Source organism: Brucella sp. TWI559 (assembly GCF_039674265.1).
GTDB classification, from domain to species: domain Bacteria; phylum Pseudomonadota; class Alphaproteobacteria; order Rhizobiales; family Rhizobiaceae; genus Brucella; species Brucella chromiisoli.
In genome coordinates this window covers 13,380-28,730 of sequence record NZ_JBDJNE010000006.1, presented here as the reverse complement: position 1 = coordinate 28,730, position 15,351 = coordinate 13,380, and the positions used below count along the sequence as shown (strand labels likewise).

Below are 15,351 nucleotides of genomic sequence, written 5' to 3'. Positions count from 1 at the left end.
TCCAGCCCGGAAAGCCGCTGACTTTTTATTTGACGGCTGAATTGCCGCCATCAGCATAGAGTGCTGAACCAGTAACGAAACTTGACATCGGCCCCGCGAGAAATAACGCCGCCTGAGCAATTTCTTCGGGCTGCGCAATCCGCTTCATTGCATGCAGGCCTGCTGCCCATTCTTTCTGCGCATCGTTGCCTGCCATCGGCGTATCAACTCCGCCCGGCAAAAGCGCGTTGGCTCTGATGCCTTGGGATCCATAGTCTGCGGTGATGCCTTTCACCAATCCCATCAAGCCAGCCTTTGCAGCACCATAAAGTGCCATTCCTGGAATGCCGACACTGCTGCCGACAAAGGTTGATGTGAAAATGATTGAACCGCCGCCAGACCTGAGCATTGACGGTATCTGCGATTTTGCACCGAGAAATGCCGATGTCAGATTACCGGCGATCACATTGTTCCAATCATCAAGGCTTGCCTCTGCCATCGGTACGACGGGACCGACAGTGCCTGCATTATTAAAGGCAATATCAAGACGGCCGAACACGTTCTGCGCTACGGCTATGAGTTTTTCATGTGTTTCAGAATGAGAAGCGTCACCCGCCACATAATACGCTTCACCACCAAGCTCTTTGATAGTATGCGCTACCGCTTCAAGCCCTAACTTGTTACGCGCATTCAAAACAACAGATGCCCCCTCAGACGCAAACAACATTGCCGCAGCACGCCCTATTCCTGATGATGCGCCAATAATGATTGCGACCTTATCTTTTAAACTCGACATAGAAACCTCCTTGATTGGGAGGCCCCGCAATAGATATGCAACACGCACACAACTATCCGTTTCCTGCGATCAAATAAAAATGTCGATTAGCGGATACGGGGAAGAAAAAGTGTCAGTCGGTCTATAAGCCGGGTTTTGTATGGCCGGACTTGCGTCCAACGTGGCAGCCATTCATCTGGGACGGATGTCGCCACCCGCCTCTTGCAACCCACCCGGACGGCTGATCCGGAAACTGATTGCCGATCCTTGCGGACCGGCGCGCCGTCCCTATTCGGTTTTGCTCCCAATGGGGTTTACCGTGCCGCCTGTGTTGCCACCGGCGCGGTGGGCTCTTACCCCACCCTTTCACCCTTACCCCGTCATCCCTGCCGCTTTGACAAGCGGTACGGAAGACGGGGCGGTCTGCTTTCTGTGGCACTGTCCCTGGGGTCGCCCCCGCCGGGCGTTACCCGGCATCGTGTTTCCATGGAGCCCGGACTTTCCTCACCTGCCGCCTTTCGGCATATGACAAGCGCGGCTGCCCGACCGACTGACGGCCGCGTATATAACACGTTCGGACTAGCTGGGAACCGTGTTTCGAAAAAATCTGCACACAACAGAAAAGCCGGCAGCGAAACCGCTACCGGCTTTTCGTTCACATCATCGACCTGAAACTCAACGCGGCCGACAAAGTAAATTTAATTATTAAAGGCCAGCCATATAAGACTTAACCGAGCTGCAATATTTTGCAGAGGTCGGGTTCATGCGCTTGGCGCCATGACCGGCATTATACTTGAGGATCGTACCGCACGTCGTGCCGCCGCCAAGCTTCTGTGCCTGAGCGAGATATTTCATACCATACTGGATATTGGTCGATGGCTCATAAAGCCCCTTGGCAGAGCCGGAATAACCCAAGCTGCGCGCCGTGGAGAGTTTAATCTGCATGAGGCCGATCTCGCCAGCCTTGCCACGAACATTTGGCTGAAAATTGCTTTCATGACGCACAACGGCATGCGCAAGCGAGGACGGCACACCATAGGTCGCAGCATAACGATTGATAATCTGGGAATAAGGCTTGCCGGACTTCTCTACAGACTGTGAAGCCGTACCGTCTGCCTTGGAGCGCTTCGCGCCTTTAGCATTCGGCGCAGAACGCCTGGTAACCACGGAAGCCTTTTTGGCTGTCTGTCTTGGCTCTGCATTCGCGGAGCGCGATTTATTTTCTGCCTTATTGGCTTCAGCCATCTTGTTCTGTGCCCGAGCCTTCAGCAGGTCCGTCAGATTGGTTGGCTCATTAAGCGGAGCACTCATCGCAGAATTAAGACCAAAAGAACTCACGGCGCCAATAAGGGCGCATACAACAACAAATTTTACTTTCATGACCTACCGTCTTGGATTGCTTATGGGCATTGCTGGTCTTGGGGGCAGCAGTGCCGTTTATTTATGATCCCGCTCACAAACTCTTGCCCGCTTATCAAAGCTGGGCCCGCTCGTCACAGCCGGGAATGGCAGCTCATTTGACGGGCAAATGCAGCCGAAGATTGGTTCGGGAAGTAAAATAGTCTTACAGGTTGTAATAAACCCTGTCACAATCCGTGATGCGCGCAGCAGTAGAAAATCACCACTACCCAAAGATGCATCCGCTCTAGTTTAATGAAATTGTTACAGAAATATGAAACATATACCTGTGCCATAAGAGAACAGATCAAAGCTCTTACGCGGTAACGTTTTGCAATGAAAAAATCAGCCTGTAGAGGGTATCGATCGTGGATACATCGGCCACGCCGTCCACATTCTGTGTTCGAAAACGTCGTTGAAACGCCTTAATCACGGTCTCAGTAGCCTCATCAAACACACCATTGATCTCAATTTTGTAACCATAAAGCGCTAGCATGGATTGCAAAGCCTCGACGGGTTGCCCCTGCTCGCCACGCGCGAGAAAACGTCCGCCACGAATGGCTGTCGGTTCAATGTGATGGGCTAGCCCTGCTTCATGCAGGCGCCTCCATGGAAAATTGTGGCCAGGATCTGTCTTGCGTTCTGGCGCTATATCTGAGTGCGCGAGAACATGCTCGGGACGAATGCCATAACGCTCGCAGATGCTTCGGCAGAGCTCAATGACGGCTTCAATCTGGCGATCGGCGAAGGGCGGGTAGTTTTCTAACTCACCCGGATTGACGATCTCAATGCCGATCGAAGCCGAATTAATGTCGGTTTCGCCTTTCCAGAAACTTTTCCCTGCATGCCATGCGCGCGCCTTTTCAGAAACCATCTGCACTACGCGGCCATCTTCATGGACAAGGTAATGGGCCGAGACTTCCCTCTCGGGCGACTTGAGAATATCAAGCGCCTCCTGAGCGGTCGCGAGGCCGGTATAATGCAGGATAAGATAGGTCGGCGTCTTGCCATCCTTGCGGATACCAAAATTCGGCGATGCATCGACAGTCGCGGCTGGATAGTCGGGCTTTTCCAAAGCGAGTGCCGTCAGGAGTTCTTCTTCTGATGTATCTGGGCTGCTCATGCGGCTTCCAACTGTTTTTCTACGCTTGCCCAGGCTGCATTGATGGCAGCAAGGCGTGTATTTGCAATCTTGATGAATTCAAGCGGAAGACCTTCCGCAACAAGCCGGTCAGGATGATGCTCTTTGACCAATGAACGATACCGCTTGCGCGCATCCTCAAACGAAACACCCCGCACCAGACCCAGTATGGCGTAGGGGTCGCCCTCGCCTTGGTTGACATGGCGCAGAGCAATACGCTCGAAACCTTCCTCATCAAAGCCGAATATCTCGGCAACACTTGAGAGGAACGCCATTTCTTTCTCATGCACATAACCGTCGGCCGTTGCGATATGGAACAGACCGTCGAGAATGTCTTCCAGCAAATGACAATTATCATCGCCTTCACGGCAGAGGCCAGCAAGCTGACGCGCGTAGCTCTCATAGCCTGCAACGTCCTGCTGTGCGAGATTATAGAGCCGGACCACATGAGCATGCTCTTCGGGTGGAACAGAAAAAATATTCTGGAATGCCCGAAACTCGTCCTGGGTAACAACGCCATCAGCTTTCGCCATTTTGGCTGCAAGAGCGATCATAGCGATGGAAAAAGCAACACGCCTGCGCGTATCTGCATCCCCTTCAAAAACCGTTCGCACAGCCTCAATCACGCTTGAAATAGCGTTCAGCGTTAAGGAAGTGACAAACTCACCGATGCGGCCCCAGATCGACATGAATCGTTTCTATAGAATTCCGTAATGACTGGAAACAACAACCCGTTGCAAAACAGAAAAAACAATAAACTGGAAGAATATAGGCTTGGCAGCGCCGATTATTGCGCTGCCTGACGAGACTCAAACGACCGCTGAGCTGCGCTCGCTGCCGCTTCACCTGCGGCCTGCGCCTGTTGTTCGCTCTGGCCAACAGCCTTGGCTGCCGCTTCCGCATTCGCGCGCGCCCGGTCAATAGCGGCTTTCTGCTCTTCCGGCGTCATAACGCCGGAATTATCCTGCAAAGCCTTCATCAAGTTCGGGCCATCCTGCTCTGGCGCAGGTGCAGACGTTGTTTGCTCTTCCTGAGAAGGAACGGCAGCCTGCTCATCCTCTCCTTTGCCGCAAGCGGCAAGGGCAACCAGAACAATAGCGGAAATCAAAAACAAAAAATGGCGGCTCATAACAAAAGACATAACCGAAGAAAGCCGGCGTTTGAACATGGAAAACGCAGTTATACTGTCTTTATTATCAACCGCTGCGGAATTATCCATCATCTTCGCTCCTTACGGGGCGAATGGCGGTCCGCCAACCGGACCGCCATTCACTTATCAGCAAACAAAGCTGACGCAATATCAACTGAACTGCCCCTTAATTTGCAGGCGGCGTGCCGGTCGTACCTGGCGTTGCCGGCGCAGGAGCAGGTGTCGAAGGTGGGGTCGCAGGTGGAGTCATTGTGTCATTGTTAGCAGGCGCGGCCGGCGCTTCAGGCGAAGGCGATGCCGGTGCCTTGCTGGCATCGTTGGAATTGTCGCTGCATGCTGCAAGCCCCAAAAACGATACGGCAGCAACCGAAGCAATTAAAAACTTCTTCATGATGGCTATCCTTCCCTAAAAAACAGCGTTGTGGGGACTGATCCAACGCGCATTGTTTCTCGTGCCTGACCGGTTAACGGCCAATCACCCTATTAAGACATCGTCACATCACTTTTTCGTCCCCGGTGATGCTTGGCGACGCTCTCAACATCACAGGACAAAACGGCGAGTATGCGGAAAGGTTCTCTCAATTAGTCTTACGGCTGGTAACAAACCGCCATAATAACAAAGTGGTAACCATATTTTTCCGTCGCGTGCCGATAACCCGAAAGGGCTTAACTTAAGCAGAAACACCGCAGCGGCCTCTCGGGGCGCGCTTTTAAAATAAGGGAACGGGAATTTCCCCCTCTCAATCGCCGCAACACAATCTATTTCCCGCAAGTTTTTGCGAGCATAACTGATGACGTTGATACACGGATCGCGTAACCGTTGTTAAAATTGATTCGCGACACCGGGATCCCTGTATGAACCGTATGGCCAACCGCAGCATTCTAGCCCTTGGCATGTTACTTCTGGCCGGCTGCACCACAGTCGACTACGATTTTGCCGATGTTAAAAAATCCGGCAGTTCGATGCAGCAAATGGCGCGCCCCACAGGTTCCATAAACGCGCCACGTTTTGATGATCGCAAGCCATTTGAATGGACTGGGCGCACTCCATGGCATTATCCGATCCACGGTACGGATGTTTCCAAATATCAGGTCGATGTCGACTGGAATGCGGTGCGGCGCAGCGGCATTTCCTTTGCCTTTATCAAGGCAACAGAAGGTGGTGATCGCCTCGATGATCGTTTTGCTGAACACTGGAACGGCGCAAAACAGGCTGGCATTCCACGCAGTGCCTATCACTTCTATTATTTCTGCCGTCCAGCCATCGAACAGGCCCGTTGGTACATTCAGAATGTTCCGCACGATCCCAACGCCTTACCCCCTGTCCTCGACATGGAATGGAATGCGCATTCCCCCACCTGTAAGCTGAGGCCGAACGAAGCCATCGTGCGCAAGGAAATGAAGATTTTCCTCAATGCCGTTGAAAAACATTACGGTAAGCGTCCCATCATCTACACGACCGTCGATTTCTTTGATGAGAATAATCTCAATCAGCTGCACGGTTATCCATTCTGGCTGCGCTCAACTGCGGGCCATCCAACGGAAAAATATGGGCCGCATCCGTGGACCTTCTGGCAATATACCGGCACCGGCACCATTCCGGGTATCAAGGGTGATGCAGATATCAACGTGTTTGCGGGCAGCGCCAGCGCCTGGAAAAAGTGGCTGGAAAGCAACAAGGTCCGTTAACTCGGCATCAAATGAGAGCGCATACTAAGTTTCGCTTCATTTCCATGACGTGATGAGGCACTAGAGCGGCGTGCGTTCGGTTGGACGCACAAAGGACGCTCTACATTATTGAGTTTAAGCGTAAAGCTTTCCAAAAACGATTTCGATTTTTGGGCCGATGCTTTAGATTTTGGAAATAAATGGGGAAGTTCTTTCTCTTTTAATTGTGAGTTCTCTCGATGAAACTTATCGCTTCAGTGATGGCTGCCGCTTTACTGGCATCAACTGCAATTTCGCCTGCGCTCGCCTCTCCGGGTCCAGATGCTGCAACCAATGCGGCCAATCTGCCTAAGCCGGAATGCGAGATCGATTATGGTCAGTGGATGGATAATCTGACCAAGGAAGCGCGCGCAGCAGGCGTGGGTGAAAAGGGCATTGCCGAACTGCACAAGGCCTCGCTTGAACAGAAAGTTCTCGACCGTGACCGTAAACAGACGGTCTTCAACCTGACATTCACCGAATTCTCGAAGCGCCTGATTTCTGAAGCGCGCCTGAAGAACGGCCAGAATAACCTCGTCAAATATGCCGATGTTTTCAAGAAGGTCGAAGACACGTATGGCGTGCCGGGTCCGGTGCTTGCAGCCTTCTGGGGGCTCGAAACCGATTATGGCGCCATTCAGGGCGATTTCGATACGCTGAACGCGCTTGTGACACTTTCTTACGATTGCCGCCGCCCGGAACTCTTTCGTCCGCAGCTGATCGCCCTTCTCAAGCTTTTCGACACCGGCGTTGTCGATGCGGCGACAACAGGCGCATGGGCCGGTGAAATCGGCATGATGCAGCTTCTGCCGAAGGATTATCTTGAACGCGGCGTCGACGGTGACGGCGATGGCAAGGTCGATCTCAAGAACAGCGTTCCTGACGCGATGATGACCGCTGGCCGCATGATTTCCGAACTCGGCTGGAAGCGTGGCGAGCCTTGGCTCGAAGAAGTACGCATCACCAAAGATCTGCCATGGGAAGAATCCATCCGCACCAATCGCAAGCCGCATTCATGGTGGGCAGAACAAGGTGTAGTCGGGCTTAATGGACCGCTTGGCCCTGATGATGGCGATGCATCGCTGTTGCTGCCACTGGGCCGCAAGGGACCTGCCTTCCTGTCTTATGCAAACTTCGATGTTTTTGTGGAATGGAACAAGTCGATCGTTTATGCGACGACCGCTGCTTATTTCGCCACCCGCCTTGCAGGTGCGCCAGCCTTCAATCCCGGCAACCCCGATCAGGGCCTGACGCAGGACCAGATGAAGGAACTCCAGACCAAGCTTCAGGCGCGTGGCTATGATATGGGCAAGATTGATGGCGTCTTCGGTGTGTTAACCCGCGATGCGGTCCGTACCGAGCAATTGCGTCTTGGAATGCCTGCCGATTCCTGGCCAACACCTGAACTGCTCGAAAAGCTTTAATTTCAGAATAAATCAAAGGCGCGGACAATCTCCGCGCCTTTCAACTTTTGCAATCACGCTGGTCGCCATGCTCTCAACCCTTATCGTTGTCCTGCCCGTGTTTGCCCTGATTTTCTCAGGTTGGCTGGCGTTCAGGCTAAAAATATTAGGCCCACATGCAATTGCAGAACTCAACCGCTTCGTCGTCTATCTCGCACTGCCCGCCCTGCTTTTCGACATCATGGCCAACACGCATGGTGGCGATTTATGGCAACCGGGCTTCATCGGCGCTTTTCTGCTTGGCAGCGCCGTGGCCTTTGCCCTGCCCTTCATCATCCGCCTGCGCGGTAAGCAGCCGCTTGCAGACAGCGCCATCGATGGCCTTAACGCCGCCTATCCCAATACAGGCTATATGGGCATTCCGCTTTCGATGATTGCATTTGGTTCAGGCGTTCTCGCTGCGACCACGATCACCATCGTCATCACCGTTTGCGTGACCTTCGCTTTTGCCATTGTCCTGATCGAAATAGGCCTGCAAACCGAGAAGAAGCCGCTTCATCTTGCCCGGAAGGTTACGCACTCGCTGATCCGCAATCCGTTGCTCGTCGCACCGTTCCTCGGAATGCTGGTGCCTGTAACCGGCTTTGCCATTCCCGCACCTGCTGAAACATTTCTGAAGATGTTAGGCGGCGCAGCCTCTCCATGCGCACTTGTTGCACTCGGGCTTTTCCTTGCCCAGCCGCGAAAGATTGAGCGCGAAAGCATCAATGCCATCGCTTTTCTTGTTTCGGTCAAGCTGGTGGTCATGCCGCTCGCCACATGGCTGCTTGCTGTTTATGTGTTTCAACTGCCATCACATCTGGCACAGAGTGTGACCTTGCTGGCAGCCCTGCCCGCTGGCACCGGTCCCTTCATGCTGGCCGAACATTATCGTCGTGAGGCCGCAATTACGTCGAATGTCATTCTCTATTCGACAACGATTTCGGTCGTGACTCTGTCCGTTTTCCTTGCCTTTATCAGCTAAAACATACCCGACACTGGGTCAAAGCCACCTCCAAAATTGGCGGTTTCGTGGCATTTTCATGAAATGTGAACAAACTTTTACAGTTAAAAATTTCAATGACTTAGGTGGTAAACAGAAGGTTTTTTCCACGATCACCACATATTGCAGTGAGAAATGTTCTTTTGTTTAAGGCCTTTTGCGCTTAGATTCAGGATCTCTACCAGCGCGCATTCGACCTCGTCGGATGCATAAAAGGAGACAGACCAATGGGACTCACGCGATCTTTGAATGTCCTCATGATCTGTGCAGCATTTGCATTTGTTGCAGCGTTGATAGCAGGCGTCATTCCCTGATTAGGAATAGCCTAAGCCATTAGAAGACCTTGGTTTTGAGGATAAATCAATTCTTCTCATCTGAAAGAAAAGCCCGGTTTTAAACCGGGCTTTTCACGTTTCAGGCCACTTGCAATGAAGTTTCTGTTTTAGGCCGAATGCCAATCATGTGGCAGATGGCATAAGGAAGATCAGCCCTGTTCATCGTGTAGAAATGGAAATCCTGCACGCCACGCTCGATCAGATCCATCACCTGTTCGGCAGCAATGGCGGCTGCAACAAGCTGGTGCGTCTGCGCATCGTTTTCCAGACCATCGAAGCGCTCCGCCAGCCATGTCGGAATATGCGTTGCAGAACGTGCACAAAAATTGCGAACCTGCTTGAAATTATGCACGGGCAGAACACCCGGAACAATCGGAATATAGATGCCCGCACGGCGCACGCGTTCGACATAACGCTCATAAAGATCATTATCGAAGAAGAACTGCGTGATGGCGCGCGTTGCGCCATTGTCGACCTTACGCTTGAGCATATCGATATCTGTAGCGAAATCCGGGCTTTCGGGATGCTTTTCCGGATAGGCCGAAACCGAAATATCGAAATCGGCAAGCTTGCGTAAACCGCCAACCAGCTCGGCGCCATTCTGATAGCCGCCCGGTGTGGGAACATATTTCTCACCAATACCGGCAGCCGGATCGCCACGCAACGCTACAAAGCGATTAACACCAAGTTCTGCGAATTCCTGCGCAACACGATCAACCTCCTCGCGGGTCGCATCCACACAGGTGAGATGGGCCGCAGGCTTGATATCCGTCTCTTTCAGAATACGCGCAACCGTGCGGATCGTGCGCTCCCGCGTCGACCCGCCCGCACCGTAAGTCACGGAGACAAATTCCGGCTTGAGCGGCGCAAGCCGCGTTACCGTTTCCCACAGGCGCTGTTCCATTTCTTCCGACTTGGGCGGAAAGAATTCAAACGATACCCGTGTGGTCTGGCCGATGTCAGATCGGCGTGAAAGACCGTAAAAGCCCATTAAACTGTCTCCGTCATGCTTATATTCTGTGGTGCCGGATCGGCGATCAGCAGGCGTGGGTCGCGGCCAAGCCACAGCTTGACTGTCAATCCATCGTCACCATTGGCAACCTTCGGCCCCAGGGTGCGCGTTTCTGCAGGCTCAAGCCCGGCTTCTTTCATCCAGCCCAGCATCTGCTCATCGCTAAACCCAAGCCGCAAATGCGCATGGTCTTCGCGCAGAAACTCAAGTTTATGCGGAGCAAAATCGACGATCAGCAGCCTTCCACCCGGACGCAGCGCACGCGCCGCCTCGCGGATTGCAGCCAACGGATCATCAAGAAAATGCAGCACCTGATGGATTGTCACCAAGTCAAAATTCTCGCGCTCAACAGGCAATGCATAAACATCGCCCTGCCTTACCTGCGCATTGTTCACCGATCCGAGATCAAGATTGGCGCGCGCCACGGCAAGCATGTCACGATTGATATCGATGCCAAGACCACGCGCATAAAGCGGTGAGAACAGCTCCAGCAGACGGCCAGTACCCGTGCCGACATCAAGCATAGACTGAAACGGTTTGTCGCCCACAATGGTTTTGAGTGCTGCTTCAACCGCATTTTCAGGAACATGCAGCTTACGGATTTCATCCCAACTGCCAGCATTGGCACTGAAATAGGCCGCAGCCTTTTCCTGACGATTGGATTTGACCTGTGATAGGCGCTCCAGATCGCGTTCAATAAGCGTATCCGCAGCATCAAGTTTCAACAAAAGATTGCGCGCAACCTCGCCGCAAACTGCGTTATCCGAAAGTCGGAAATAGGCCCAGGCACCTTCCTGATAGCGATCGATCAGATCAGCTTCGCCAAGCAGCTTAAGATGGCGCGACACGCGCGGCTGCGACTGGCCAAGGATTGCAGTCAGGTCCGAAACAGTCAAATCGCCCCTCGCAAGAAGCGCAAGGATGCGCAGACGGCTCGGTTCAGCCACTGCTTTTAAAACATCCACCATCTGATCGAGCTGCAAGCGCAATTCGCAATCTCCACACCACTAAACATATAAAGATATGTTTATGTGAAATTCATTTGCGGTGCAAGCAGTTTTCACGATCCCATACACAGCAAAACTGTCATAGTGTTCGCGTAGCCGTTTGAGCAGAATGACAGCTGGGTTATGATTACATCGAATCTTGCTGCAAGCAGGAAAGGATGACCGCCATGGGTGCAAGCACAGAACGCCAGAAGGCTGTTGCAAAATCGCTGACGCTTTTGCTTCCTGCGGTTCCTTATTCGGATTCAGAACCAATTCGTGCGGCAGCCCTTGCGCCGCATATGAAATCGCTCCCGCCTTCAATTGCCGTATGGCTGGCAACAGTGGCGCATGTCCGCCATGCCCATACCGACTATGACGCGCTGCGTGATGACGGTTACGACAAAGATTCAGCACGTTTCTTTGTGCTTGATGAGATCAATAAAAAGCTGACCGAATGGCGCGCCACACGGCTCGTTACCGCAGATGAAGACGAAAAGGTCGATCTGTAAAATCCGCGTGCCTATTTCTGCAGAACAACGAACAGACGCGGAAAACGCAGTAGAACCCGGCCATCCTTGATTTCCGGGTAGTGCTTGTTGATCGCTGATTTATACGCACTCAGATACTGGCTTTGCTCCGCAGCATCCAGTGGATCGAGAAACGGGCGCAGACCAGCTGCCTTCACCCATTCAACAATCGTATCAACGCTTTCCAGCGGGTGATTATAAATCATGTGCCAGATATCGATGCGCGACACCTGCCCTGCAAAAGCATTGTAAAATTCTGACACAGGCGGCAGAGGTGCTCTTCCTGTCCTGCCAATTTTATCATTGAAGGCTTCCGATTGCGCAACCTCCCGCATGGCAACATGCACTGGCTCCATCATATTGTCGGGCATCTGAACTGCCAGAAAGGCACCGGGCTGCAAAAGCGAAACAAGCCGTCTCATTTCAGCAACGGGATCAGCAAACCACTGAAAGACCGCATTGGAAAACAGCACATCCGTCTGCGCATCCGGCGCGTAACGCGTTGCATCAGCGACCGAAAACTCGACCTCTGGGAGACGCGCTCTCGCCTTTTCGATCATATCCGGCGAGGTATCAAAGCCGGAAACATGCGCGCTGGGCCAGCGATTAACCAGAAGCCCGGTAGAATTTCCCGGACCGCAACCAATATCGACCACCTTGCGCGGGTTATCGATTTTAATCTGCGCAAGAAGATCAGCCGCAGGACGGCTCCGTTCATCTTCAAACTTCAAATATTGCTTTGCGGACCAGTCTTTCATTTGCAAACTCCATACAGCAAAAAGGCCGGTGCGATGCACCGGCCTTTGAGTTTTTAGCGTGTCAGCGGCTTGTAAGTCACCCGCTTTGGATTGACGCTTTCGGGTCCGAGACGACGAACCTTATCCGCTTCATAATCTTCGAAGTTACCTTCGAACCATTCGACATGGCTGTCGCCTTCGAATGCCAGAATATGCGTTGCCAGACGATCAAGGAACATACGGTCGTGGGAGATGATAACAGCGCAGCCAGCGTATTTTTCGAGCGCATCTTCAAGCGCTGCCAGCGTTTCCGTATCAAGATCGTTGGTCGGTTCGTCGAGCAGCAGAACGTTCCCGCCAGCCTGCAACATCTTGGCAAGATGCACACGGTTGCGCTGACCGCCGGACAGATTACCAACCTTGGCCTGCTGATCACCGCCCTTGAAATTGAACGCGCCGCAATAAGCGCGGGAATTCATTTCAAACTTGCCAAGCTTGATAATATCGTTGCCGCCGGAAATTTCTTCCCAGACATTCTTGTTCGGGTCGAGATGATCGCGGCTCTGATCGACATAACCAAGATGAACTGTGTCACCGATGCGGATTGAACCGGAATCCGGCTTTTCCTGACCAGTGATCATCTTGAACAGCGTCGACTTACCAGCACCGTTTGGACCGATAACACCAACGATACCACCTGGAGGCAGCTTGAAAGTGAGGTTTTCGATCAGCATACGGTCGCCAAACGATTTGGTCAGACCTTCAGCTTCAATAACCACCTGACCGAGACGCTCGCCTGCCGGGATCAGAATCTGGGCATCGCCCGGACGCTGATTGTTGGCAGCTTCAACGAGCTGATCATAAGCCTTGATACGAGCCTTGGACTTCGACTGACGCGCCTTCGGGCTCGCAGCAATCCACTGACGCTCACGCTCAAGGGCCTTCTGACGCGAATCTTCTTCACGACCTTCCTGAATCATACGCTTGGACTTCGCTTCCAGATAGGCAGAGTAGTTGCCTTCGTAAGGAATGCCGCGACCGCGATCGAGTTCGAGAATCCAGCCTGTCACATTGTCAAGGAAGTAGCGATCGTGCGTGATGAGAAGAACTGCGCCTTCATATTCACGTAAGTGCTTTTCCAGCCAAGCAGTGGTTTCAGCGTCAAGGTGGTTGGTCGGTTCGTCAAGCAGCAGCAGATCAGGCTTTGACAGAAGCAGCTTGCAAAGCGCAACACGGCGACGCTCACCACCAGAGAGAGTTGTAACATCGGCATCCGCTGGCGGGCAGCGCAGTGCTTCCATCGCCATTTCAACCTGACTATCCAGATCCCACAGATTCTGGCTGTCGATGACATCCTGAAGTGCGGCGCCTTCGTCGGCGGTTTCGTCGGAATAATTCATCATCAGCTCGTTGTAACGGTCGAGAATAGCCGTCTTCGCGGCCACACCTTCCATCACATTGCCAAGAACGTTTTTTTCCGGATCAAGATGCGGTTCCTGCGCGAGATAGCCGCACGTTGCACCCTCAGCGAGCCAGGCCTCACCCGTATAATCCTTGTCGAGACCAGCCATGATCTTGAGAATTGTCGATTTACCGGCACCATTTGGACCAAGGATACCGATCTTCGCATCTGGATAGAATGACAGATGAAGGTTTTCGATAACCTTCTTTGCACCGTAGGCCTTGTTCAGCCCGGACATATGATAAATGAATTGGCGTGCCATAAAGCGCGTCGTCTCCACGAGTTAGAGAGCGTGAACGGCCATTTGCCGAACCGCAAGGAAAAATTCTGCTGGGTATGTAGGCGAAATAGCGCGCGGAAGCAAATATCATCGCGCAAAGTCGACATGGAAATGTGCTTGAATAAAATGAAACCGGGCGCGGATATTTCCGTCACCCGGTTTCCCCTCTGGCCACCACTCGGGAAAGTATCCTCCCTTTCACCGAACGGCCTGCTAGTTATGCCTTAAAGACTGAAATTCGACGCCTCTGAATTCTCTTCAAAACCCAGCCCACATTCCCTGATTAGGACAGATTTGCCTAGGATTTTGCGGTTTTCAAGCGAAATTTACTCGAAAATTGTAAATGCCTAAAATTAGTTCATTCAACCTCTGGATGCCTTTTTAAACGACACCACCAAAAGAGAATTTGACTATTTGCGCGGCATAAATTCTGATGACCTGATGACATTTCAACCCATCAAACGCTTGCAGCTCTCAGACGGAACCGAACTCCCATATCGGGAGGCGCTGGCTGCCCGGCCAAAAGCCGCCATACAAATCTGCCATGGATTGGCCGAACATTCCGCTCGTTATGCGCGCTTCGCCGAAGCGCTCAATCAGGCGGACTATCATGTTTACGCCCATGATCATCGTGGGCACGGCGCCAATATTGGCTTCCATGCGCCACGAGGAATGTTTGCGCCCAAAGACGGCGATAGAGTGGCTATCGGGGATGTTCTGGCACTCAACTATCATATTCATGCAGCGCATCCCGGCGTGCCGGTGGTATTATTTGGGCACTCCATGGGGGGCTTGATCGCGCTGAATTACGCGCTTGCGCATTCGGATACGATTGATGCAGTTGCCGTCTGGAACTCTAATTTCAATGGCGGCATTGAGAATAGTGTCGCAAAAGCAATCCTTTATGCAGAGCGCATGTTGAAAGGCTCCGACGTTCCAAGCACGATCTTGCCGAAACTGACGTTCCGGGCGTGGGGAAACGCCGTTCCCGACCATCGGACCGCTTTCGACTGGCTGTCTCGCGATCCGGCTGAGGTCGAAGCCTATATCCGTGATCCGCTCTGTGGCTTTGATCCAACCATTGCATTGTGGATCGACATATTCCGCATGATGAAAACGGGAGCGACAAACAGTCATTTTGCAAATATGCGCAAAGAGCTGCCATTCAACCTCGTTGGCGGCATGCAGGACCCTGCAACCGACAAAGCCAAAGCCACGCGCAAACTGGCCGACAGGATGAAAGCCATGGGCTTTAAGAATATTACCTGCACTCTCTATCCTGAAACCCGTCATGAAGGTCTGAACGACATCAACCGGGATGACGTGACGCAAAATTTTCTGGATTGGCTCGCAGAGGTACTTCCGTCTTCCCCCATCTCAGAGTAAAAGCGGCGCACACAAATATCCAGTCTAG

15 protein-coding genes and 1 other RNA gene are annotated in these 15,351 nt (G+C 52.6%); 5 read left to right on the top strand and 11 right to left on the bottom strand.

The genetic code is table 11. The annotated features are described in order from the left end of the window. Nucleotides 1-25: 25 nt before the first annotated feature. The 7 genes from ABE530_RS09580 to ABE530_RS09550 form a co-directional block, all read right to left on the bottom strand. Entirely contained in the window at nt 26-775 is a 750-nt protein-coding gene (locus tag ABE530_RS09580) for an SDR family oxidoreductase (protein WP_396997576.1), read from the bottom strand. 108 nt (nt 776-883) lie between these two features. Continuing rightward, nucleotides 884-1,308, bottom strand: an RNA gene (gene rnpB / locus ABE530_RS09575) — RNase P RNA component class A. Between the two features lie 151 nt (nt 1,309-1,459). Then, nucleotides 1,460-2,134 carry a lytic transglycosylase domain-containing protein gene (locus ABE530_RS09570; RefSeq protein WP_396997578.1) on the bottom strand — a complete coding sequence of 225 codons (675 nt, stop codon included), beginning with the start codon at nt 2,132-2,134 and terminating at the stop codon, nt 1,460-1,462. A gap of 334 nt (nt 2,135-2,468) precedes the next feature. After that, nucleotides 2,469-3,275 carry an N-acetylmuramoyl-L-alanine amidase gene (locus ABE530_RS09565; protein ID WP_499694370.1) on the bottom strand — a complete coding sequence of 269 codons (807 nt, stop codon included), beginning with the start codon at nt 3,273-3,275 and terminating at the stop codon, nt 2,469-2,471. Beyond that, nucleotides 3,272-3,982, bottom strand: a complete 711-nt coding sequence (locus tag ABE530_RS09560) for a TerB family tellurite resistance protein (protein ID WP_396997582.1) — start codon at nt 3,980-3,982, stop codon at nt 3,272-3,274. The genes ABE530_RS09565 and ABE530_RS09560 overlap by 4 nt, the downstream gene beginning before the upstream one ends. Before the next feature lie 98 nt (nt 3,983-4,080). Beyond that, nucleotides 4,081-4,512: a hypothetical protein gene (locus tag ABE530_RS09555; RefSeq protein ID WP_499694457.1), complete on the bottom strand. Its 432-nt coding sequence runs from the start codon at nt 4,510-4,512 to the stop codon at nt 4,081-4,083. A gap of 97 nt (nt 4,513-4,609) precedes the next feature. After that, the gene (locus tag ABE530_RS09550) at nt 4,610-4,834 is read right to left on the bottom strand and encodes a hypothetical protein (RefSeq protein ID WP_499694369.1); all 225 of its coding nucleotides are present in this window, start codon (nt 4,832-4,834) and stop codon (nt 4,610-4,612) included. Between the two features lie 464 nt (nt 4,835-5,298). Here ABE530_RS09550 and ABE530_RS09545 point away from each other — a divergent pair, with 464 nt between their 5' ends. The 3 genes from ABE530_RS09545 (at nt 5,299) to ABE530_RS09535 (ending at nt 8,577) form a co-directional block, all read left to right on the top strand. Then, entirely contained in the window at nt 5,299-6,132 is an 834-nt protein-coding gene (locus ABE530_RS09545) for a glycoside hydrolase family 25 protein (RefSeq protein ID WP_499694368.1), read from the top strand. Nucleotides 6,133-6,350: 218 nt separating this feature from the next. After that, complete coding sequence (locus ABE530_RS09540) at nt 6,351-7,574, top strand: lytic murein transglycosylase (protein ID WP_396997585.1); 1,224 nt, start codon at nt 6,351-6,353, stop codon at nt 7,572-7,574. Between the two features lie 67 nt (nt 7,575-7,641). Next, nucleotides 7,642-8,577, top strand: coding sequence for an AEC family transporter (locus ABE530_RS09535; protein ID WP_499694367.1), 936 nt, complete (start codon nt 7,642-7,644; stop codon nt 8,575-8,577). A gap of 432 nt (nt 8,578-9,009) precedes the next feature. On the opposite strand, the gene metF is transcribed toward ABE530_RS09535, so the two are convergent. Beyond that, nucleotides 9,010-9,921: a methylenetetrahydrofolate reductase [NAD(P)H] gene (gene metF, locus ABE530_RS09530; RefSeq protein WP_265985440.1), complete on the bottom strand. Its 912-nt coding sequence runs from the start codon at nt 9,919-9,921 to the stop codon at nt 9,010-9,012. After that, nucleotides 9,921-10,910, bottom strand: coding sequence for an ArsR/SmtB family transcription factor (locus ABE530_RS09525; RefSeq protein ID WP_499694456.1), 990 nt, complete (start codon nt 10,908-10,910; stop codon nt 9,921-9,923). The genes metF and ABE530_RS09525 overlap by 1 nt, the downstream gene beginning before the upstream one ends. Nucleotides 10,911-11,116: 206 nt before the next feature. On the opposite strand from ABE530_RS09525, the gene ABE530_RS09520 reads away from it, so the two are divergent. Further along, nucleotides 11,117-11,440, top strand: a complete 324-nt coding sequence (locus tag ABE530_RS09520) for a DUF2293 domain-containing protein (RefSeq protein WP_265985441.1) — start codon at nt 11,117-11,119, stop codon at nt 11,438-11,440. Nucleotides 11,441-11,451: 11 nt separating this feature from the next. Here the strand turns inward: ABE530_RS09520 and tam are convergent, their stop codons facing one another. Together tam and ettA are read right to left on the bottom strand one after the other, a co-directional pair. Beyond that, nucleotides 11,452-12,216: a trans-aconitate 2-methyltransferase gene (gene tam, locus ABE530_RS09515; RefSeq protein ID WP_499694366.1), complete on the bottom strand. Its 765-nt coding sequence runs from the start codon at nt 12,214-12,216 to the stop codon at nt 11,452-11,454. A gap of 53 nt (nt 12,217-12,269) precedes the next feature. Continuing rightward, the gene (gene ettA / locus ABE530_RS09510) at nt 12,270-13,919 is read right to left on the bottom strand and encodes an energy-dependent translational throttle protein EttA (RefSeq protein ID WP_396997593.1); all 1,650 of its coding nucleotides are present in this window, start codon (nt 13,917-13,919) and stop codon (nt 12,270-12,272) included. A gap of 459 nt (nt 13,920-14,378) precedes the next feature. Between ettA and ABE530_RS09505 the strand changes: the two genes are divergently transcribed. Then, entirely contained in the window at nt 14,379-15,323 is a 945-nt protein-coding gene (locus ABE530_RS09505; RefSeq protein ID WP_499694365.1) for an alpha/beta fold hydrolase, read from the top strand. Nucleotides 15,324-15,351 lie beyond the last annotated feature (28 nt).